The 21,474-nt window shown below is 71.0% G+C and carries 19 protein-coding genes; 3 read left to right on the top strand and 16 right to left on the bottom strand.

Translation table 11 applies throughout. From position 1 onward, the window contains the following. Positions 1–109: 109 nt before the first annotated feature. The 9 genes from ACFXPX_RS16170 to ACFXPX_RS16210 form a co-directional block, all read right to left on the bottom strand. Positions 110–1,453, bottom strand: coding sequence for a hypothetical protein (locus ACFXPX_RS16170; RefSeq protein ID WP_380526012.1), 1,344 nt, complete (start codon positions 1,451–1,453; stop codon positions 110–112). Next, positions 1,446–2,594 (bottom strand): transaldolase, encoded by a 1,149-nt coding sequence (gene tal, locus ACFXPX_RS16175; RefSeq protein ID WP_380641730.1) that lies wholly within the window; start codon positions 2,592–2,594, stop codon positions 1,446–1,448. Before tal ends, ACFXPX_RS16170 begins: the two co-directional genes overlap by 8 nt. Before the next feature lie 169 nt (positions 2,595–2,763). After that, entirely contained in the window at positions 2,764–3,447 is a 684-nt protein-coding gene (locus tag ACFXPX_RS16180; protein ID WP_380526016.1) for a DsbA family protein, read from the bottom strand. Beyond that, on the bottom strand, positions 3,444–4,424 hold the full coding sequence (locus ACFXPX_RS16185) for an alpha/beta hydrolase (protein WP_380526017.1): 981 nt from the start codon (positions 4,422–4,424) through the stop codon (positions 3,444–3,446). The genes ACFXPX_RS16180 and ACFXPX_RS16185 overlap by 4 nt, the downstream gene beginning before the upstream one ends. Next, on the bottom strand, positions 4,421–4,924 hold the full coding sequence (locus ACFXPX_RS16190) for an OsmC family protein (RefSeq protein ID WP_380526019.1): 504 nt from the start codon (positions 4,922–4,924) through the stop codon (positions 4,421–4,423). Before ACFXPX_RS16190 ends, ACFXPX_RS16185 begins: the two co-directional genes overlap by 4 nt. Before the next feature lie 51 nt (positions 4,925–4,975). Then, positions 4,976–5,767, bottom strand: coding sequence for an alpha/beta hydrolase family protein (locus tag ACFXPX_RS16195; RefSeq protein WP_380526021.1), 792 nt, complete (start codon positions 5,765–5,767; stop codon positions 4,976–4,978). Between the two features lie 73 nt (positions 5,768–5,840). Further along, positions 5,841–6,416, bottom strand: coding sequence for an NADPH-dependent FMN reductase (locus ACFXPX_RS16200; protein WP_380526022.1), 576 nt, complete (start codon positions 6,414–6,416; stop codon positions 5,841–5,843). Between the two features lie 136 nt (positions 6,417–6,552). Then, positions 6,553–8,010, bottom strand: coding sequence for a benzaldehyde dehydrogenase (locus ACFXPX_RS16205; RefSeq protein ID WP_380526024.1), 1,458 nt, complete (start codon positions 8,008–8,010; stop codon positions 6,553–6,555). A 167-nt stretch (positions 8,011–8,177) separates the two neighbouring features. Continuing rightward, positions 8,178–9,008, bottom strand: coding sequence for an alpha/beta fold hydrolase (locus ACFXPX_RS16210; RefSeq protein WP_380526026.1), 831 nt, complete (start codon positions 9,006–9,008; stop codon positions 8,178–8,180). A 235-nt stretch (positions 9,009–9,243) separates the two neighbouring features. Between ACFXPX_RS16210 and ACFXPX_RS16215 the strand changes: the two genes are divergently transcribed. Further along, positions 9,244–9,939, top strand: a complete 696-nt coding sequence (locus tag ACFXPX_RS16215; RefSeq protein ID WP_380641733.1) for a TetR/AcrR family transcriptional regulator — start codon at positions 9,244–9,246, stop codon at positions 9,937–9,939. 123 nt (positions 9,940–10,062) lie between these two features. On the opposite strand, the gene ACFXPX_RS16220 is transcribed toward ACFXPX_RS16215, so the two are convergent. Both ACFXPX_RS16220 and ACFXPX_RS16225 read right to left on the bottom strand, forming a co-directional pair. Beyond that, the gene (locus ACFXPX_RS16220; protein WP_380526030.1) at positions 10,063–10,791 is read right to left on the bottom strand and encodes an alpha/beta fold hydrolase; all 729 of its coding nucleotides are present in this window, start codon (positions 10,789–10,791) and stop codon (positions 10,063–10,065) included. Between the two features lies 1 nt (position 10,792). After that, positions 10,793–11,065, bottom strand: coding sequence for a hypothetical protein (locus ACFXPX_RS16225; protein WP_380526032.1), 273 nt, complete (start codon positions 11,063–11,065; stop codon positions 10,793–10,795). Between the two features lie 470 nt (positions 11,066–11,535). On the opposite strand from ACFXPX_RS16225, the gene ACFXPX_RS16230 reads away from it, so the two are divergent. Then, positions 11,536–14,949 carry a BTAD domain-containing putative transcriptional regulator gene (locus tag ACFXPX_RS16230; protein ID WP_380641736.1) on the top strand — a complete coding sequence of 1,138 codons (3,414 nt, stop codon included), beginning with the start codon at positions 11,536–11,538 and terminating at the stop codon, positions 14,947–14,949. Between the two features lie 252 nt (positions 14,950–15,201). After that, complete coding sequence (locus ACFXPX_RS16235) at positions 15,202–16,101, top strand: SigB/SigF/SigG family RNA polymerase sigma factor (RefSeq protein WP_380526035.1); 900 nt, start codon at positions 15,202–15,204, stop codon at positions 16,099–16,101. Between the two features lie 104 nt (positions 16,102–16,205). Here the strand turns inward: ACFXPX_RS16235 and pcaC are convergent, their stop codons facing one another. From pcaC to ACFXPX_RS16260, 5 genes are read right to left on the bottom strand one after another with little or no spacing between them, the layout of a single operon-like run. Further along, the gene (pcaC, locus tag ACFXPX_RS16240) at positions 16,206–17,396 is read right to left on the bottom strand and encodes a 4-carboxymuconolactone decarboxylase (protein WP_380526037.1); all 1,191 of its coding nucleotides are present in this window, start codon (positions 17,394–17,396) and stop codon (positions 16,206–16,208) included. Positions 17,397–17,438: 42 nt separating this feature from the next. Next, complete coding sequence (gene pcaB, locus ACFXPX_RS16245) at positions 17,439–18,860, bottom strand: 3-carboxy-cis,cis-muconate cycloisomerase (protein ID WP_380526039.1); 1,422 nt, start codon at positions 18,858–18,860, stop codon at positions 17,439–17,441. Then, on the bottom strand, positions 18,847–19,443 hold the full coding sequence (pcaG, locus tag ACFXPX_RS16250; RefSeq protein ID WP_380641739.1) for a protocatechuate 3,4-dioxygenase subunit alpha: 597 nt from the start codon (positions 19,441–19,443) through the stop codon (positions 18,847–18,849). Before pcaG ends, pcaB begins: the two co-directional genes overlap by 14 nt. Then, positions 19,440–20,234 (bottom strand): protocatechuate 3,4-dioxygenase subunit beta, encoded by a 795-nt coding sequence (gene pcaH, locus ACFXPX_RS16255; RefSeq protein WP_380526043.1) that lies wholly within the window; start codon positions 20,232–20,234, stop codon positions 19,440–19,442. Before pcaH ends, pcaG begins: the two co-directional genes overlap by 4 nt. A gap of 31 nt (positions 20,235–20,265) precedes the next feature. Beyond that, on the bottom strand, positions 20,266–21,456 hold the full coding sequence (locus ACFXPX_RS16260; RefSeq protein WP_380526045.1) for a thiolase family protein: 1,191 nt from the start codon (positions 21,454–21,456) through the stop codon (positions 20,266–20,268). Positions 21,457–21,474: the final 18 nt, after the last annotated feature.

The following is a 21,474-nucleotide window of genomic DNA, read 5'->3' on the forward strand; positions in this document are numbered from 1 at the left end:
GGGATGCCAGGCCCTGCTGAAGCGGACCGGTCGGCGACCGGTGGTCCGGTCGGTTGGTGCGGGTGGGATTCTGTCTGCGGCGAAGTCGCTGCGGTTCGCCCCGATCGGACTAGGAACGCCCTCGTCCGAGGTCGCAGACCATTGCCCTTCCGTCGGCTGCGGTGAGCACGACATCGGCCAGCTCCGTGCCCTCGCCGCGCGTGTGGACGGCGTCCGCGCGGCGGCCCGTTGCTCGGATGCCGCCGCCGGCCCTGATGGCGTCCAACTCGCCGTCGACCGTCACCGTGGTGAGGTCATCGCCGGAGGTTGCGATCCGTCCGCCGACCGTGACGCGGCCGATCCGTCCGCCTTGCTTGATGCTGAGGGCGGTGGCCTGGAGCTGGACCTGTTCGCCGCGCACAAGGCTGGTGCCGGTGCCACCCGAGGTCGTCAGGTCGCCGCGGACGTCCAGCTGCGGCAGGTCGCGGCTGACCTGGATGCCGATGGCTCCATCGCCGGTGGTGGCGATGCTGTCGAAGGAGGCGTGCCGCAGAGTGCCGTCGTAGAAGTTGAAGCCACGTGCGCCGGTGCCGTGGGTGGTGATCGGGGCCCGGACGTCGAGCCGGTCCAGGTCACCGAAGTTTACGAAGCCGATGCCGCTCGGCCCGTAGGTGGTGATCGTGGCGGTGGCGGTCCAGGACCGTGCCCGTCCCCAGTTGTCGAGTGCCATGTCGTTGGCGCCGTGGGTGGTGATGGTGCCGGTGTTGAGCACCTCGTCGACCACGGCGCCGAAGGAGAGGAAGACGGCGCCGCTGATCAGGTCGGGCGTGCCGGGCCGGATGCCGCCGTCGGTGTGGATCTGCCCGGTGCGCAGGGTCGTGACTCGGGTGGTGCCGCCGGGGACGGCGGCGTCCTGGTCGGCGTGTCCGCCGAGGAAGATGCCGCTGCCGCGGACCGGGTGAGTGGCGCTGCCGGCGCTGATGTCGAGCAGTTCGGCGGTGATCTCGGTGCCAGGGTCGGGTTGCTGGTTCCAGAGGGTGAACGCCCCTTGGAGGGTGTCGACGCCGAAGCCGTGCGGGCTGTCGGTTCGGCCGCGCAGGTCGGCGGCCTCGACGGTCAGGTCTTCGACGTGAACGTGGCCGGAGCGGACGGCGTCGCGGGCGAGGAGCAGTACCTGTCCGCTGGTGCGCACGCGTCGCAGTGTGAGGGTGCCGAGGGTGGTAACCGTGGTGTCGTTGAGGATGGCCGTCTCGTGCTCGGGGGTGCGGATCGTCACGTCTTCCAGGGTGTTGCCCTGGGTCAGGCGTACGCCCTTGGCGCCGAACTCGATGGTGCCGCCGCGCAGCCGGGTGCCAGGTGGCAGTGTGAGCATCGGCATGCCGCAGATCACGGTGTCGACGTGGATGGCCGGTGCGCATTCGTGGATGGCGGCGGCGAGTTGGGCGGCCGTGGACACGTGCTGCCACTCAGTCACGGTGGCCTCCTGCCTGGCGGGTGCCGGCGGTGGTGAGGCGTATGAGTGCGGCGGTGGTGGAGTCGAGCAGGTCGTTCCAGGACCGGGCGAACTTCTCGACGCCTTCGTCTTCGAGGAGTTGGACGACGTCTTCGTAGGAGATGCCGAGCCGGCCGAGAGTGTCGAGGTCGGCACGGGCCTGTTCGTAGGTGGCGCTGATGGTGTCGCCGGTGATGTGTCCGTGGTCGGCGACCGCCTGCAGGGTGTCCTCCCGCATGGTGTTGACGATTCCCGGTGCGACGAGTTCGTCGACGTACATGGTGTCCTTGTAGGCGGGGTCCTTGACGCTGGTGGAGGCCCAGAGGGGTCGCTGCCGGTTGGCGCCGGCCTTCTCCAGCTGCGTCCACCGTTCGCCGGCGACGAATTCCCGGTAGGCCTGGTAGGCGAGACGCGTATTGGCCACGGCGGCCTTTCCTCGGGCCTGTCGAGCGGCAGGGGTGCCCAGGGCCTTCAGGCGCATGTCGACTTCGGTGTCCATACGGGAGACGAAGAACGATGCCACCGAGTGGATCCCGGACACGTTCAGGCCGGCGGCCCTGGCCTTCTCGATACCGGCGCAGTAGGCGTTCAGGACCTCGCGGTAACGGCTGATGGAGAAGATCAGGGTGACGTTGACGCTGATGCCGGATGCGATCACCTCGGTGATCGCGGGCAGGCCCGCCTTGGTGGCCGGGATCTTGATGAGGACGTTCGGGCGCGCCACGAGGTGGGCCAGTTGCCTGGCTTCGGCGATGGTGGCCCGGGCGTTGTGGGCCAGGCGCGGGTCGACCTCGATGGAGACGTGGCCGTCGCGGCCGCCGGTGGTGTCGAAGACGGGGCGAAGGATGTCGGCGGCGTCGCGGACATCCGCCGTGGTGACAAGGCGGATGGCCTCTTCGGCGGTGACATCGAGGTTGAGGGCGGCGAGTTCGGCGAGCTCGTTGTCGTATTGGTCGCCGTGGGCGATGGCCGTCTGGAAGATGGACGGGTTGGTGGTGACACCCGTGACGTGGCGGCGGTGCACGAGGTCGGCGAGGTTGCCGGAGGTGATGCGGGCGCGGGACAGGTCGTCCAGCCAGATCGCGACGGATTCGTCGGCCAGGCGTTTGAGGTTGTCGGTCATGAGGCTGCATCTCCTGGTGGGGGTCCCGGTCGGCCGAGCCGGGGCGTTTGGGCGGTTGGGCGGACCCCGGGGCGGCGGGGAAGACGGGGCGCTACCCCGGGGAGGTTCGCGCGGAGCAGGCCAAGGCCCTGCGGGGGCTTGGTGGTGAGGTGCTCGGGCGCCGGCTGGGTCAGATCGCGCAGCCGTCGGCCGTGCAGGCGCCGGTGTCGGGAGTGGGAGGTGTGCCCTGGGCCGCGACGTCTTCGAGAACCTTGCGGAAGGTGGCGGTGGACTGCGCACCACGCACGGCGAGGCGGCCGTCGAACACGAAGGACGGCACTGCCCGGACGCCGATCCGGTCCGCGTGGCGCATCTCGGCCTTGACCTCTTCGGTGCCGGTGTCGCCGGCGAGGGCGGACCTCACCTTGTCGGGGTCCATCCCCGCCTGCTGGGCGAGTGCGACGAGGGTGTCCAGGTCGGCCACATTGCCGCCGTCTGCGAGGTAGGTTCGCATGAGCGCGTGCTTGACCACGTGCTGGACGCTCGCGTCGTAGTCGCGTTCGGCGAGCCACACGAGTCGGTGTGCGGGCAGGGTGTTGACCGCGAGTGCCCGCTCCAGGTCGAAGTGGAGCCCTTCCTCGGTGGCCACGTCGGCGGTCTGCGCGTGATCGTCGCGGAAGGCGGCGCCGCCACGGGCGAGGTAGTAGTCGAGGAGCGGCTGCGGCTCGTACGGCATGTCCGGGTTGAGCTGGTAGGGGCGGTAGGACACTTCGACATCGGCCTTGCCCGGGAACTCCTCCAGGGCTCGTTCGAACCGGACCTGTCCGATGTAGCACCACGGGCAGGCGATGTCGCTGAAGATCTCGACCTTCATGTGCTTGTCCTCCCTTGTCTCTGCTGCTGTGGGTTATTGAGGTGCTCGGCGACGAGGCCGATGAGGTTGGCCTGGACCGCCGGGTTGGTCTTCGTGGCCAGCCACAGGAGGTGGAAGGCTCCTTCGAGGCGCCGCTGCCGGACGGGAACCCCGGCGGTGGCCATGGCTTGGGCGTACTGCTCGCCCTCGTCGCGCAGAGGGTCGAGTCCGGCGGTCACCACGAGTGCCGGGGGAAGGCCGGTGAGGTCCGGGGCCAGCGCCGGGGCGGCGCGGGGGTCGCTGCGGTCCTGCGGGTCGGGCACGTACTGGTCGGCGAACCAGGCGAGCAGCTCGGTGGTGAGGTAGGGGCCGTCGTCGAATTGACGGCGGCTCACGGTGTCGGCCTGTGGCGGGTACAGGGTATGCGGGACGATCAACACCTGAGTGGCGAGGGCCGCTCCGCCGGTGCGGGTCAGCCGGGCCGTGACGGCGGCCAGGGTGGCTCCCGCGCTGTCCCCGGCGACCGACAGCTTCTCCGGATCGATGCCGAACTGCGATGCGTGGGCAGCGACGTAGCAGGCCGCGGCCTCCGCGTCGTCGACGGCGGCCGGGAACGGGTGCTCGGGGGCGAGGCGGTAGTCGACCGACACCACCACATGCCCGGTGCCGGTGGCCAGGGCTCGCAGGAAGCCGTCGTGGCTGTGGTCGCCGTGGATGACGAACCCGCCGCCGTGGAAGTACACCAGCCCCGGCTGCGGCCCCGTGTCGAGGACCGGCCGGTAGACCGTCAACGGGATCGGGCCGCCGGGCCCGGGCATCGTGGTGGTCGTCACCTCGGCCACGGGTGGCGGCGGTCCGATCACCGCGGTGAGGGCGGAACCGGCCCGCGCCTGTGCCGCGCTGGTGGGCGGGTGACCGCTGTTGCCGTGCGCGGCGATGACGGCGAGCGCGGCGCGGGTGTCCGCCGTGTAGTCCGGCACCGCGGGCTCGGCGGTCACGGCTGGTCCGGGGCTTCGGTGGTGCTGATGACCGCACCGGCGGTCAGGGTTCGGTGCACGGGGCAGTGCTCGGCGATCTCCATCAGGCGCCTGCGCTGGTCGGCGTCGAGGTCGCCGTCGAGGCGAATTCTCCGGGTGATCCGGGAGACGAGGGCGCCCGGGTTGCCGTTGTCGCACTCGGCGCGGTCTGCGGCGTGGACACGCTCGTGGCGCAGGGAGACGGTCACCTGGTCGAGGGGCCAGCCTTTGCGGTCGGCGTACATGCGCACCGTCATGGAGGTGCAGCTGCCGAGGGCGGCGAGGAGCAGGTCGTAGGGGCCGGGTCCGGTGTCCTGGCCGTCGGGTTGGGGCTCGTCGGCGGCCAGGAGGTGCCGGCCGGCTCTGACCGACTGGCCGTAGGGCCGGACTCCGTTCTCGGCCACGACGACGAGTCCGCGCTCCAGTCTTCCGAGGCCGGCGGACAAAGTGGTCACCGGTGGGGTGGTGGCGTGTTCGGTCATGACGGTGTCTCCATGGGTTCGTCGGGGTGGCGGGGTGTCACCTGGTCGCCGTCACGCCTTGGCGGACGCGGCCGGACCGGGTCGGGTGTAGCGGGTGGCCCAGGCGGCGAGGACTGCGGCGATGTACTCAGCGTCCGCACGCTCACTGAGCAGGTGGTCGGCCCCTGGCAGGGTGACGTAGGACTTGGGGTGGCGGGCGGTCTGGAAAATCTGCCGTGCGTTGTCGACGCTGACGGTCCGGTCGATCGGTGAGTGCATGACGAGCAGGGCCGCGTTCAGGGTGCGGATGCGCATGGCCTGGGGCTGGGCGAGGAGGTCGTCGATGAACTGCCGGCGGATACGGAAGAGCCGGCCCGCCAGGCCGACGTCCGCTTCGCCGTGCCGGGTGATCTCCGCCTGCTGGGGTGCGAATTGGCGGACCACGTGGCGGGGTTCGGCCGGGGTTCCGATCGTCGCGACCGCCCTCACCTCGGGGATGCAGTGGGTGGCGGCGATCACGGCGGCGCCGCCCAGCGAGTGCCCGATGAGCAGGGACGGGGCCCGGTGGTTCTCGCGGAGGTGGTCGGCGGCGCGGACGACATCGGCGACGTCGGAGCTGAAGGTGCTGTCGGCGAAGTCGCCGCCGGAGTGGCCGAGGCCGGTGAAGTCGAAGCGCAGCACCGCGAGGCCGTACGCGGTGAGGGCTTTGGAGATGCGGGCCGCGGCGTGGCTGTCCTTGCTGCAGGTGAAGCAGTGCGCGAACACCGCGTACGCCGTCGGGGTGCCCGCGGGCAGTTCGAGGGTCGCCGCCAGTGGCGCTCCCTGGGAGCCCGGGAACGTGAGGTTGCTGCTGGGCCTGGTCACCGCCGTCCTCCTTCTTCGTGGTCTCGGCCCTGGACGCCGGCCTGCCTGTGCGGCGGGCGGCGCGGGTGGGCTGTCAGAAGGCGTGGGCCGGGGCGTTGACCTCGGCCAGGACGACGAGTTCGGCCAGCAGGGCGCGCAGCAGGCTCTCGGTGATGTCGTCGCCGGTGAAGTTGCCGTCTGCGTCGAAGCGGTGGTGGGACTGGAAGACGGTGACCTCCGGGTGGGAGACCACCGGGGTCTGGACGCGGTGGAGGATCTGGCGCAGGACGAGCTGGCCGCGGGCGGTGCCGAACTGGGAGGGGGAGGCGCCGAGGATGGCGGTGGGCTTGCCGCGCAGCGCGTGCTGGCCGGCGGGGCGGGAGAGCCAGTCGAGGGCGTTCATCAGGACGCCGGGGATGGCGGAGTTGTACTCGGGGGTGGCGATGATGACGCCGTCGGCCTCCCGCACGCGGCGGCGCAGGTCGGCGACCGCGGCGGGTTCGGGGCCGCTTTCGAGGTCCTGGTCGAAGTAGGGCAGGGTGCCGAGTCCGTCGTAGAGGTCGATGGTGACGTCGGCCGGGGCGAGGGTCTGGACGGTGCGCAGCAGGCCGGTGTTGTGGGAGGTGCGGCGCAGGCTGCCGGAGATGGCGAGGAAGGTCAGGTCGGACATCGCGGGGGTGCTCTTTCGGTGGCTGCGGGAGGGCGGGGTGGGGCCGGCCCGGCACCGCGGTCGGTGCGGGGCCGGCCTGTGGTCCGCGGTGGCGTGCGCCTTGCAGGGCGACGACGTGGGCCCGTGGACGGCTAGGTCACATCGGGTAGACGGGCTGGTGGGCGCGGACGGTGATCCAGCGGGTCTCGGTGAAGGCCTCGATGTTGGCCTCGCCGCCGAAGCGGGCGCCGGTGCCGGACCAGCCGACGCCGCCGAAGGGGATGAGGGCGTCGTCGTTGATGGTCTGGTCGTTGATGTGCACGAGGCCGCTCGGGATGCGCTCGGCCAGGTCCAGGCCGGCCATGACGTCACGGGTGAGGATGGCGAGGGAGAGGCCGTACTGGTCGTCGGCGGCGAGCTGCGCGGCCTCGTCCACGGTGGTGAAGGTGCGGATCGGGACGACGGGGCCGAAGACCTCGTCGGCGTAGGCGGGTGCGTCGTCGGGGACGTCGACGAGGACGGTGGGGCGGTAGAAGAGGTTGTCGTAGGTGCCGCCGGCCAGCACGCGGGCGCCGGCTTCGATGCTGGCGGTGACCTGGGAGTGGATGAGGTCGCGCTGGTGGGCGTTGATGAGGGGGCCGAGGTCGACGTCGGAGGCGGCGGGGTCGCCGACGGTGAGCTGCTCGGCCTTCGCGGCGAGGCTGGCGGTGAACTCCTCGGCGATGTCGGCGTGGACGAGGATGCGGCCGGTGGCCATGCAGACCTGGCCCTGGTTGAAGAAGGAGCCCCACGCGACCGTGGACACGGCGCGGTCCAGGTCGGCGTCCGGGAGCACGATCATCGCGTTGTTGCCGCCGAGTTCGAGGTGGGCGCGCTTGACGCCGCGGGCGGCGGCTTCGCCGACCTTGCGGCCGGCGCCGGTGGAGCCGGTGAAGGAGATGACGCGCACGTGCGGGTCGTCGACCAGCGCGGCGCCGGCGGCGCCGTCGCCGGGGACCATGGTGAGGACGCCCTGCGGCAGGCCTGCCTCTTCGAAGATCCGCATAATGATGACGCCGCCGGACACGGCGGTGCGGGGATCGGGCTTGAGGACGACGGTGTTGCCGAGCGCGAGGGCCGGGGCGACGGAGCGAATCGCCAGGATGAGGGGCACGTTGAAGGGCGAGATGACGCCGACGACGCCGGCGGGCATCCGGCGGGTCATGCTCAGGCGCGGCTCCGTGGAGGGCATGACCTGTCCGATCGGGTGCGAGCAGAGCACGGCGGCCTCGTAGCACTCCTGCTCGGCCTGGTCGGTCTCGAAGACGGCCCGGGCGCGGGTGCTGCCGCTCTCGCGGATCAGCCAGTCCTGGATCTCGGGCGCGGTGGCGGCGAACAGTTCGGCCGCGCGCCGCAGGATGGCGGCGCGTTCGGTGTGCGAGATGGCGGCCCAGGCGCGCTGGACCTCGGCGGCGCGGGAAGCGGCGCGGGCGATGTCGTTCGCGTCGCCGGAGCCGATGTGCTCCAGGGTCTCTCCGGTCGAGGGGTTTATGACGGCGGTCTTGCCTCCGGCGGCGTCGTGCCAACCGTCGATGTTGATCTTTCCGGACCACAGGACGGGGTCGAACAGGTTCATGGCTTTCCTCGAAATCGTGGTGAGTCCGCTCATAGGGCGGGACACGTGGTGGTTGAGCGGGCCGGGGACGGCCCGCCCGGTGGCTCGGGGGTAGCGGCCGGGCGGGCCGGGTCCGCGCGGCGGGCCCGGCTACGGGGGTGCCGGTCCTGCCGCGCGGAGTCACAGGGTCAGCGCGTGGCGCGGTACGCCTGCTTGATCACGTCCGTGACCGCGGCGGGGTGGCTGACCATGACGGCGTGGGAGCTGCGGACCTCGGTGACGTGGGCGCCGGCGCGCTTGGCCATGAAGCGCTCCAGACTCGGGGCGATGGCGTGGTCGTTGGTGGCGACCACGGCCCAGGACGGGATCGTCTTCCACGCGGCGTGCTCGGCCGGCTGTCCGAACGCCTCAGCGGCGATGGGTCGCTGGGAGGCGGCCATGAGGGCCGCGGTCTTCGCGTGCACGTCACCGGCGAACGCGTCGGCGAACCTGGCAGGGTCGAGCATGACCTCGGTGCCGGTGATCCCGTCGGGCCGGGTGAACTGGAACACCTGCTGCGGCAGCGGCGGCACGCTCGCGTCCGGGTGCTTCTCCAGCAGCCCGCCAAGCGTCTCGCCCTGGTCAGGTGCGAAGGCGGCGACGTAGACCAGCGCCTTGACGTCGGGGATGTCGGCTGCCGCGTTGGTGATGACGGCGCCGCCGTAGGAGTGGCCGACGAGGATCTTCGGGCCCTTGATGGCCTTGAGCAGACCCTCCAGGTAGGCGGTGTCGTAGTCCAGGCCGCGCAGCGGGTTGGCGATCGCCTGGACCGGGAAGCCCTGGTGGCGCAGCTGGGCGGCGGTGTCGTTCCAGCCTGAGGCGTCGGCGAACGCCCCGTGGACGAGCACCACGGTGGGCTTGGGCGCCGAGGTGCCCTGGTCCTCCGCGACGGCGGGCGACAGGGAGGTGAGGGAGGCGACCACCGCCGCCGCGGTGGCGGCGACTGCGGCGGCACGACCGGTGTGCTTCTCGGTGCTCATGAGATTCCTTGCATGTTTCATGCGGCGCACGCCGCGAATGGATGGCCGGACCGCGTCTGCTTCCGCTCCCGGCATGGGGATGGGCGGCAGCCTTGTATCTGCTGCCCCAGTGGCGCGCTGTCCCGGTGGAACAACCATGCACCACAAGTTTCGTTACAGTCAATTAGTGAAACTAAACTGCTTACTGCGCGACCCGAAACTGGCTAGTGTTGATGCCGACAGGAAGGGACATGCCGTGAGCAGCAAGGACCAGACGACCGCGAGCCGCACACGCCGCCCGCGCCCCAAGGCGGGGACGGAGGCGGCCGCGCCCGAGCAGGAGCGCACACCCCACCCCGGTGGCAGGCCACGGGACCCGGCGATCGAGGGGGCGATCCTCCAGGCCACCCGCAACCGCCTGGCCACCGATGGCTACTCGCGGATGACGATCGGGGACATCGTCGCCGACGCCGGCGTCACCCGCCCGACCCTCTACCGGCGCTGGCCGAACAAGTACGAGCTGGTCGTGGACGCGCTCCACTACGGCCTGCAGCAACGGGAGGCCGCCTTCCCGCCGATGGAGCTGGAGCGGATGACTCCCCTGGAGGCATTCACCGAGGCCGTCCGGCGCCTCGACCCCCGGGCCAACAATGAGCGCGCCATGGCTCTGATCGGCAACTTCATGGGCGAGACCGAGCGCGAACCGGGCCTGTTCGAGCATCTCATCGAGCACGGCAACAAACCGCGCTGCGAGGAACTGCTCCTGACCCTGCGCCATCTCCAGGACAAGGGTGCGGTGCGCCGTGACGTCGACCTCGACACGCTGGTCAGCCTGTGCCTGGGCAGCTACTTCGGTGACTACCTGCGCACCGGCCAGAAGACCCCCCGCGACCTGGCCGACCGCGTGGTGGCCACCATGTGGCCAACGATCAGGACGGACGAGCATGAGTAGCCTCCATCAGGCGGAAAGACCGTGCCGACTCCTGGATGCCGGGCACGTGCGGCAGCCGTGAGACGGCGACGCGAAGCGGGGCCTGCGCACGCCCGGTGCGACGACGCGCGCAGGCATCCGCAGTCAGTCGCCCTCGGCCGCCGCAGTGATCAGGCGGGCGATCTCCTCACTGCGCCCGAACATCGCGGCGTGGCCCGCCGCAACCTCCACCGAGACGGCGCCGATCCGCGCCGCCATCTCCCGCTGCCCCCACGCCGGTACCATCCGGTCCCCCGTGGCGACGGCGAAATAGCACCGCACCGCCTTCCAGCCCGGCGGGCCCGCCTTCTCCGTCAGGGCGGCCAGCGCCACCGGCCGCTGAGATGCCGCCAGCCCGCTCGCGGTCTCCGCGTCGACATCGGGCGCGAACATGGTGCCGAACTGGCTTGGATCGATGAGCAGTTCGATGTTCGGCAGCCCGTCGCACCCGGGGATCTCGCCGGGCGGAACCGGCAACGGCAGCGGCTGGGTGATCCTCGCGGCCGGTCCGCCGTACCTCGCGTCCAGGTCCGAACAACTCTCCCCTTCCTCGGGAACAAACGCCGCGACGAACACCAACGCCGTGACGTCGCCCAGGCCGGCGGCCGCCTCGGAGATCACCGCGCCGCCATAGGAGTGGCCGACCAGGACGACCGGCCCCGGCACGCTGGTCAGCAGACACCGCAGATAGAGGGCGTCATGGCGAAGCCCGCGCAATGGGTTGGCGATGGCCACCACCGGATAGCCGCGCTCCTGCAGGATGCGCGTGACCCCAGCCCAACTGGAAGCGTCGGCGAACGCGCCGTGGACCAGCACGATCGCAGTCCTGTTCATGTCACTGCCTTTCTGGGGATCGGTCGATGAAGATCCGAGCGGACTCGGCCACCTGGTCAATGGGCTTCGATGTCGCGCCTGGAAGTCGCAGGGACGGTGTTCGCCGACGTTCGTCCACGCAAGCGGCGGCATCATCCGGCACAGAAAAGATCGCGGAGCCGACTTCCGGCGCGATGATCACGCCCGCAAGCCCCATCGCGGTCGCGACGAGCATCGCGTTCACCGATGCCGACAAAGGACTCCGCGAAGTACCCGCCCACTCACTGAGGGCCATGCCTGCTCCTTCCCTGCCGCTCGCAGCGCCGACAGCTGATTCACCTGATGGGCAGTGCCCAACGAGGACACTCGACCGGCCGCATTCGCTTCGACTAGCGCTTCCGGATCGCCGGTGAACTACCGGGAGCCCGGTGAGTCCTCGATCACAGGCCCCCGCCACTCGCTACGGGCGAGGCTGGCGACAGGGCTGCGATCCTGGCCGTCGGTCACGCAAAGCGATGCACACACGGCTTGCCTGACGTCCCCTCATGACCGGTGCGTCGTAGCCGTGATCACACTCTCCCCGCGCCACTGAACGCCGACTGAATGCCCGCCGAACGCCTCGGTCGCACGACGACCGCAGGCAACAGCCCGCCCCCGGTTCGCGCCCCTGGACCTCGGCCGGGGCGGCGCAATTTCACAAGATCATCACCGCGACCACTACGCTGACGAAGTTTCGCTACACACATGTCGAAGTTCGGAGGACCCGTGGGTCACATCGAGGCACCCCGGTGCTCGCCCGACGCGGTTCGGTTCACGCTCCTCAGCGGAGTCGAAGCGCACCGCGGCGGCCAGCGGCTGCACCTGGGGCCGCCGCAGCGCAAGGCGGTGCTGTGCGCGCTTGTCTTCCGCCGCCGCCAGTGGGTGTCGGCCCAGAGCCTCCTCGACGCCTTGTACGAGGAATCCGTCCCGGCCAGCGGCATCGGCGTGATCCAGACCCACGTGGCCGGACTACGCCGGGTCCTCGAGCCCGAACGCAAACCGCGCACCCCACCCGCAGTACTGTTGTCCGGCCACGGCGGCTATCAGCTGCAAATCGGCGGCGAGCAGACCGACCTGGGCGAGTTCGACCGCCTGGTCGCCGAAGGCGAACGCTCCCGCGACCGATCCGACTTCACCGGCGCCGAACAGGCCTACGCCCGGGCGCTACGGCTGTACAGCGGCGAACCGCTGGCCGGCATACCCGGCCCCTACGCCGCCATGTGGCAAACGGCCCTGACTGAACGCCACCTGGCCGTCCTGGAAGACAGCCTGGATGTCGCCCTCACCCTGGGCCGGTGCGACGCGGTCATCGACAAGTTGCGGGTGCTGACCACCGAACACCCGCTGCGCGAACGCTCGCGCGCCCTGCTCATGCGCGCCCTGCACCTTCGCGGGCGTCAGTCCGACGCCCTGGAGGTCTATGCCCGGACCCGCCGGCTCCTCGTGGACGAGCTCGGCGTCGAGCCGGGCCACGAACTGCGCACTCTGCACAGCCAGATCCTGTCCGGCCGCGCTCCGGCGGCAGACCTGACAGCACTCCCCGACCCCGTCAGTGCAGCCGCGCCGACCGCCACTCCGAGCACGCCTGGCAAGACCTCCCCCGACCAGCCCCCGCTGACCGACCGTGAGGAGCAACTGGCCACCATCCTCGCGTCGGCCGAACGTGCCGCGGCCGGCGAAGGCGGCCTGGTCACGGTCTCCGGACTCTACGGACACGGCAAGTCCCGGCTCCTCGACGAAACGGCATTCCGCATACCCGGCACACGACGGGTCAACCTCCCGCCGACGACCGCCGCAGACAATGAACCGCTCGGCCTGCTGGCCGACATCCTCGGCAGCCTCGGTCTGCGTCCGGGCGAAGGCGGAGCAACTCTCCAGACCCTGCATGCCGGAAGAACAAACCACGAACTGGCGGACCTGGTCTTCCAATCCCTGGCCGGCAGTGCTGCCGGCCAGCAACTCGTGCTGCTCGTCGACAACGTCACCTTCGTCGACGAGCAGTCGCTCCGGCTCCTCCAGATCCTGGCGCAGCACTTGCGCACCTCACGGGTCCTCCTGGTGCTCGCTCTGGAGGAACAGCCGTGGGATCCGGTGGCAGTCCAGTGGAACGCCGCACTGGAGAAGGCCGCCTCCGCGGTCCTGCACCTGGGCAAGCTCAACGAGTCCGCGATCACCGAACTCGTGGCCGGCCGTCCGGGCGTGGACCGCCCCGAGGAACTCGCCACGAGCATCCACCAGGCTACGGCGGGCATCCCCTTGACCGTCGTCGCGCTGATCACCGATCAGTCGAATCTGCCCGACCCGCAGAACGTTCCGGCGTTTCCACCGGAGGGCCGGTTCACGCGGGCGCTGTCGCAGGTACTGGAGCACTACGAAGCCAAGCGTGCGATGCTGCTGCGGGCTCTGGCCGTGCTGCACGACGACCGGCCGACGCTTGAGGTCATCGCCGCGGCGTGCGAGGAGCCCGTGGCGTCTGTCCGGGACAAGTTCGAGCGCATGGTGACGGTCGGCATGCTGGCCTCGGTCAACCCCCCGCAGTTCCGCCACCCCGTGGTCGCCAACGCCATGCGATGGCTCATCACACCGCAGGAGACCACGCGCTTTCGCGTCGCGGCCGCCCAGCACGCCCGACTCTCCGGGCACAGCGCCCGCCGGATCGCCCACTACCTGGACGACCTCGCCGGCCCGCAGTGGTCCCACTGGACCTCCGTCCTGGTGGAGGCCGCCGATGAGTGCCTGCGTGACAACCTGGTTCAAGAAGCCCTGCGCCACCTCCAGGCCGCCCTGCGGGTCGCCGCCCCCGAGGAGCGCGACACCGTCCTCGTCAAGCTCGGGCAGCTGGAACTGTGGGTGAACCCGGCCGCGTCACTGGCCCACCTCGACGAGGCGCTCAAGACGCAGCGGGCCGCGAAGACGGCCCCCACCGCAGTGATCCCGCTCGCATGGACCATGGCCTCGCACCGCCAGGCCCAGGCCGCGCTCGCGCTCATGGACGAAGTGATCGCCGAGACCGAGCGGCAGTACCCGACGACGGCGAAGGCCATCCGAGCCTCCGCCTGGATGGTCGGTGCGCTCACCTACGAAGGCTGGGCATCGTACGTACAGCGGCTGCGTGCCGAGCAGACGGCCGGCACCGGCGCCCACGACCCCATCGCGGCCGCCGCCCTCACCTGGGATGACGCGTTCAACGTCCGGTGCAGCGCGCAGGAAGCGATGGCCCGCTTCCCCTCAGAGGGCAACGAGGACGGGGCGTGGGGGAATCTGCCTCGGGAGGTGGTCGGCATCCTGACCCACATCGCCGTGTGGGCCGATGACCTCACCCTCGCCGCCCAGCTCAGTGACCAGAACGATGACCGATATTTCGGCACCATCGACATCTACCGGCGCGTCCTGCTTTCGGAGATCCTCATACGCTGCGGCGACTACCAGAGGGCACTGGACGAGTGCGCCCCGGTGGCCGGCCTGCCGCTGGATCAGGTCCCGCGGCGCCCCGCCGCGCTGGTCGCCCAGTACGCCCATGCTCTGCTCGGCCTGGGCCGAGTCGACGAGGCCGAGCAGTGGCTGGACAGTGTGACCGAACACGCGAACCCCGAGGCATGGGAGTGGACGGTCGTGAAGTACGTGCGCGCCCTGATCTGCTCGGCCCGCGGACAGGCTCGCCAGGCCGCCGCACACTTCCTCGACTGCGGCCGGCGCAACGCCGCCTGGGGCCTGAACAACCCCGCCTACATCGCCTGGCGCTCATCCGCCGCGATGGAACTGCTCAAGATCGGCGAACACGAACGCGCCCGCGAACTCGCGGCGGCCGAACTCGCCATCGCGCAGCGCTGGAACACCCCCTTGACCATCGGACGCGCCTGGCGGGCCGTCGCACTGACCTCTCCCGAAGCCGTCACTCTGCCCCTGCTGGAGCAGGCCGTCGGCCACCTGCGCCGCAGCGAGACTCTGATCGAACTCGTCCCCGCCCTCTTGGACCTGGCCCGAACCTGCGTCAAGATCGGCGACACCCGGCGTGCCCGCGAGCTCCTGCTGGAGGCACGCGGCCTTGCCGACCCCCGAGGCATGGCTCTGCTCACCATCCAGATCGACGCCCGACTCGATGAGATCCCCCGGCCCGACGACGCGGTACCGACACCCTGACGGCGGCGTTGGACCGACGTTGAGACGGGATTCAGCCTGCCCGAACAGGGTGGATCCATGAACCTCCTCACAACGGCGGCCAGGCGCTCGGTTGTCCCACACAAACCGCGTGTCGACGCGCCCATGGAATCGTCCGCCCGCACCACCACCTCGCGCGGGCGGACGAAGGCCCGTCCTCCGAAACCTGGGACGCCGGTGAGTTGCCCCGCGCCAGGCCTCCTGCCCGCCCCCCTGGGCTCCGCCGCTCTCCACATGCAAACCCCGCTCGCCGCCGTCAGCACGCCGAGGCCCGCCTACGGCCCCAGCGCCATGGCATGCGAGCGCCCCGGCGAGCCGGCCGACCTGCCGGAGATGCCCGACCCGTACGCCGTCCGCTATCGCGACGCCCGCGACCTCTCCCGGACCCTGCTGGGTCGGCTGACGGAGCTGGAGAAGGACACCCCGGCCCACTCCCACGTGCGCGGGGCACTGATCGAACTCAACCTCTCCCTCGTCAGGTTCGCCGCCCGCCGCCTCGGCACTCGACCGGAGACATACGAGGAGGTCCTGCAGGTCGGAACAATCGGCCTGATCAACGCCGTCGACCGCTTCGACCCGGCACGAGGCGTGGAGTTCGCCAGCTTTGCGATGCCCACCATCGTCGGCGAGATCAAGCACTTCTTCCGCGACTCCACGTGGGCTGTCCACGTGCCCCGACGCCTCCAGGACCTGCGTTCCACACTGGCCGACGCCCGGGCCCACCTCGAGCAGAACCTCGGACGCACCCCGAGCATGGCAGAACTGGCCGAACACCTCTCGATCGGTCCAGCAGACGTCTCTGATGCGCTCACTGCCGCCAACGCCTCCACCGCCGCCTCGCTTGACGCACTCCTGGACGCCGGGTCCCGACAGGCCGATCTCGAGCGCGGTTTCGGCTTCGACGATGCCCGCTTGCCTTTGGTCGACGAGCTTCTGTCGCTGCGCCCGTTGATCGCCGGCCTCACCGGACGCGAGCGCCTGATCCTTCACTTGCGCTTCATCGAGGAACTGCCCCAGACCGCCATCGCCCAACGCCTCGACATCTCGCAGATGCAGGTCTCCCGACTGCTCTCCCGCATCCTTTCCACCCTGCGCACCGGCCTGATCGGCGAGCAGGCTACGCCCCGCCCCTGAACCGTCCACGGGCTTCGAGAGCAGCGGCAACCGAGTGCCCGTGGAGCCGGGGTTGGCCGGCGACCCGGCTCACTGAGCGTCCACCGCCTCGTCCGGTGTTGCAGTCAGGAGCCGCTGGTGTCGAGCTCGTCGAGGACGTGTCGGGCGATGGCAAAGGCCGTGTTGGCGGCGGGGACACCGCAGTAGACGGCGGTCTGCAGCAGGACCTCGCCGATCTCCTCACAGGTCAGGCCGTTGGTGAGAGCGGCGCGCACGTGCAGGGCCAGCTCCTCGTGGTGGCCTCCGGCGACCATGGCGGTGAGGGTGACGCAGCTGCGGGAGCGTCGGTCCAGGCCCGGCCGGGACCAGATCTCTCCCCAGGCGTAGCGGGTGATGAAGTCCTGGAACTGTGCGGTGAAGTCAGTGGTGCGTGCCACTGCCTGGTCGACGTGGGAGTCGCCTAGGACGGCGCGGCGCACCTGCATGCCTACGGCGTGCCGGTCGGCTGCACCGTCGGCGGAGCCCGCAGTCGTGGCGAAGTGGGCGTGGAGGGCGGCGGTGACAGGGCCGGGTTGTTCGACGCCGGCGAGGTGGGCGGCCTCGCGCACCTCGGTGAGTGCGGCGTCGGGGATGTTGTCGGCGAGTTGTCGGGCGTGGGCCGGTGGGGTGGCCGGGTCCTGGCGTCCCGCAACGACCAGCGTGGGCGCGGTGATCCGCAGGAGATCGTCGCGCAGGTCGTAGTCGGCGAGGGCGTCGCAGCAGGCGGCGTAGCCGGCAGGGTCGGCGGCGGCCAGGTCGGCGAGCAGGGTCGCGCCGTACGGGGTGGCGGCGGTGGCCGGTTCGGCGAACCAGCGGCTGGGGGTGGTGGCGAGCAGCGGTTCGGTGCCTTGCTCGCGGACCAGGCGGGCCCTCTCGTGCCAGGCGGCGGGTTCGCCGAAGTGGGCGGAGGAGCACATAAGGGCGAGGGTGGAGATGCGGTGGGGGTGGTGGATGGCGAGGTGGGCGCCGATGGCGCCGCCGAGTGAGATGCCGGCGTAGTGGAAGGCGGGCCAGCCGTGGTGATCGGCGAGGTCGAGCACGAGTTGTGCGAGATCGGCCACGGTGGTGGCCCCGGGGGCCGGGTTCGGCAGGACGGTGGTGGGCGTGCTGCCGTGGCCGGGCAGGTCGAAGCGGAGCACCCGGTGGGTGCGGGCGAGTGCGTTCAGCTGGGGAGCCCAGACGGCCAGTGAGGTACCCAGCGAGGGGCCGAGGATCAGCGGCGGCGCGTCGGTGGGGCCGTCGAGGTGGTGGTGGAGCAGACGCGGGTGATGACTCACGGGTGTTTCCTTCTGCGGCACGTCGGGGTGCCGGGTGGTGGCTCAGTGCTGCGCGGGCGGGGTACGCAGGGAACGGTCGACGAGGGCGGTGGCGGAACCGAGGTAGTGGGCGGGGTCGGCGAGTTCGGCCAGTCGGCCTTCGGGCAGGGCAAGCCCGGTAAGGGCTGGATCCTGGCGTAGTGCCTGGTAGAGGGGGATGCCCTGTTCGGCGGCGCGGTGGGAGGCGCGGGTGAGGAGGTCCTTGGCCGGTCCGCGTCCGATCAGTGGGGCCAGGGCGATGCCGATCCGCTCGGAGACGATCAGCCCTTCGGTGAGGTCGAGGTGGGTGCGCATCCGCTGCGGCATGACCCGGAGTTGCTCGGCGAGTTCGGCGGCGCCGCGGGCGGCGCCGCCGGTCAGCCTGAGAGCCTCGCGCAGGGTCTGCCATTCGGCGTGCCAGGCGCCGGAGGGTCGCTCGTCCTCGGCAGTCATCGATCCGAGCAGGATCGCGGCGAGCGCCGGTAGCCGGCGGGCAGCTGAGGCGATCAAGGTGGCGTGGACCGGGTTGTTCTTGTGCGGCATGGCCGAGGATGCTCCGCCACTGCCTTCGGTGACCTCGGCGATCTCGGTGCGGGAGAGAACAAGAACGTCGGCGGCGATCTTGCCGAGTGCCCCGGCGGTGAAGGCCAGCGCGGCGCCGAGATCGGCGATCGGGGCGCGCAGGGTGTGCCAGGGCAGTGCGGGCTCGGCGAGCCCGGTCTCGGTGGCGTACTCGGCCAAGAGCCGCAGTCCGATGTCGCCGCCTGCAACGGGAGTCCGGTCGGCTTCGGCGTAGGCATGGAAGGCGGCCAAGGTGCCTGCAGCGCCGCCGAGTTGGACGGGCAGCGATTGCCGGACGGCCTGCAGGCGGGCATCGGCATCGAGGACCAGGGAGCGCCAGCCGGCGACCTTGAGGCCGAAGGTGGTGGGGACGGCGTGCTGGGTGAGGGTGCGGCCGGGCATCGGGGTGTCGCGGTGCTCGGCGGCGATGTGGGCCAGGGCGGCGGCGGTGCGCTCCAGGTCGGCACGCACCGGGGGGAGGGTGCGGTGGGTGACCAGCATGGCGGCGGTGTCGAGAATGTCCTGGCTGGTGGCACCGCGGTGGACGTAGGCGGCCGAGCCCGGATCCCGCATCGCGACGGTCGTGGTGAGGTCGGCCACGAGCGGGATCACCGGATTGCCACCGGAGCCGGCGCGCCGGGCGAGATCCGGCAGGTCGTAGCTGTCGGCGGTGCAGGCCGCGCCGACCGCCCGGGCGGCCCGGGCGGGGGCTAGGCCGACGGTGACCTGGGCGCGGGTGAGGGCCGCCTCCGCGTCCAGCATGGCCTGCAGAAAGGCGGCGTCACCGGTGGCGGTCTCGGCCGCCGAGCCGGCGTATCCCGGGGAGAGCAGGCCGAGGACGGCGCCCGGTGAGGAGTTGCCGGCGCGGTTGTCAGGCGAACTCAAGGAAGACCGTCTCCTCGTCCGGTCCGTCCCCCGCCTGGAGACGGATGTCGAAGTGGTACACCCCGTCGCGTTCGGCCGTGGCGACCAGGGTTGCCCGGCGCTCGGTGGGCAGTTCGCCGAGCACCGGGTCCGCGGCCAGCGCCGTCACCTGCTCGGGCAGGTAGATACGCGTGTACAGGTGCTGCAGCAGGCCGCGGGCGAAGACGCACACCGCCAGGTAGGGCGTCGCACCGTCGCGGTGGGCACCCGGTGCGAGCGTACGCAGGGTCCAGCCACCGTCGCTGCCTGTGGCGACACGGCCGAAGCCGGTGAAGTCCACACCGGTGCGGCCCAGGACGGCGCCGGTCCCCGGGTCGCGGCGCAGCGACCCGGGGACGCCGGTCAGGCTGCCGTCCGGGGCGGCCTGCCAGAACTCCAGGAGCGCGTCGGGTACCGGGGCACCGGCGCCGTCGAGGACGCGTCCGCGGATGGTGATGGTGGCGGGGTGGCCGGTGGGGGCTATCGTCTCGCCGCCGGTGAACGGCAGGGCGTAGCCGTAGAAGGGGCCGATGGTCTGCGAGGGGGTCGGGGGAAGATGGATCATTGGCGGCCTTCTTCGGTCCAGGTGGCGGCGGGGCCGTCGAGGACGATGTCCCAGCGGTAGCCGAGCGAGCATTCGGCGACGGACAGGTTGTGGTCGTAGGTGGCGACCAGGCGCCGGCGGGCGGCGGCGTCGGTGACGGAGTGGAGGATGGGGTCGTAGGGGAAGAGCGGGTCGCCGGGGAAGTACATCTGGGTGACGAGGCGCTGGGTGAAGGCGGTGCCGAAGAGGGAGAAGTGGATGTGGGCGGGCCGCCAGGCGTTGGTGTGGTTGCGCCAGGGGTAGGGGCCGGGCTTGACGGTGGTGAAGCAGTACAGGCCCTGGTCGTCGGTGAGGCAGCGGCCGGCGCCGGTGAAGTTGGGGTCCAGTGGGGCGGGGTGCTGGTCGCGCTGGTGGGTGTAGCGGCCGGAGGCGTTGGCCTGCCAGATCTCCACCAGCTGGCCGGTGACGGGTCGGCCGTCGCGGTCGAGGACGCGGCCGGCGACAGTGATGCGTTCGCCGACCGGCTCGCCGGTGTGCTGGCGGGTGAGGTCGGAGTCGAGGTCGGTGATGTCGGTGACGCCGAAGGCGGGGCTGGTCAGTTCGACGGCTTCGGGGTCGTGCACGGCGACCAACGGGCCCAGCGGGTGGCGAAGCCTGCTGCTGCGGTAGGGCGGGTAGTCGCGGTCGGGGTGGTGGCGGTGGGGGGCTCCGGCGGCGCGGGTTTTGGCGTAGGAGTCGCGCAGGTCGGCAATCTCGCGGTTGATGGCGGCCTGGCTGACCGGCTCTCGCGCGGGTGGGGGTGCGGCGGTCATGAGGTTGGGTCCTTCTGCGGGCGGGGTCGGGTCAGCGTTCGAGGACGATGGCGAGTCCCTGTCCGACGCCGATGCACAGCGAGGCGAGACCCTTGCCGGAGCCGGCGGCGGCGAGCTGGTGGGCAACGGCACCGGTGAGGCGGGCGCCCGACGCCCCGAGGGGGTGACCGATGGCAATGGCTCCGCCGCGCGGGTTGACGATGACCGGGTCGAGGTCGGACAGGGCGGCAAGGCAGCCGAGCGCCTGCGCGGCGAACGCCTCATTCAGCTCCACGGTCTGCAGGTCTCCGAAGCCGGCACCGACCTTCGCCATCGCCTTGGTGATGGCGTCGACCGGGCCGAGGCCGAAGTACTGAGGCTCGATCGCGGAGACCGCCGAGGTGCGGATGCGGGCCAGCGGCTCGCGGCCGATCGCGGCAAGACCTGCCTCGTCAGCGAGCAGCAGGGCGGCCGCGCCGTCGTTGAGCGGGGAGGAGTTGCCGGCGGTCACGGTGCCGCCGGTGCGGAAGGCCGGCTTGAGGTGGGCCAGTGCCTCCATGGAAGTGTTGTCGCGGATGCCCTCGTCGCGGGAGAGCACCACTCCGTCGACCGGCGCGATCTCGTCGTCGTAGAGGCCGTCCTGCCAGGCGCGGGCCGCCTTCTGATGGCTGGCCAGGGCGAAGGCGTCCTGTGCGTCGCGGCTGATGCCGTACTTGTCGGCGATCAGCTCGGCTCCCTCACCGAGTGCGACCGTCCACTCGTCGGGCATCCGGGGGTTGACCAGGCGCCATCCGAGGGTGGTGGAGGAAAGCTGCGCATGGCCTGTCGGGAAGGCCCGCTCGGGCTTGGGGAGCACCCAGGGAGCGCGGCTCATCGACTCCACGCCGCCGGCGATGACGACGGAGGCATCGCCCAGGGCGACGGCGCGGGCGGCCTGGATGACCGCCTCCATGCCGGAGCCGCAGAGCCGGTTGACGGTGGCACCGGGCACGGTGACGGGAAGTCCGGCGAGCAGCGTCGCCATCCGGGCTACGTTGCGGTTCTCCTCACCGGCGCCGTTGGCGTTGCCGAGAACCACATCGTCGATGCGGGTCGGGTCCAGGTCGGGGCTGCGGCCGACCAGGGCGCGAAGCACTCCGGCGGCGAGATCGTCGGGACGTGTCCCGGAATGAGCGCCGCCGTAGCGGCCGATCGGGGTGCGGACGGCATCGACGACGTAGACGTCCCGCGGACGCTCGATCATCAAGGGGCTCCTGGGGGT

Origin of the sequence: Kitasatospora sp. NPDC059146, assembly GCF_042786665.1 — a bacterium.
Lineage (GTDB): Bacteria > Actinomycetota > Actinomycetes > Streptomycetales > Streptomycetaceae > Kitasatospora.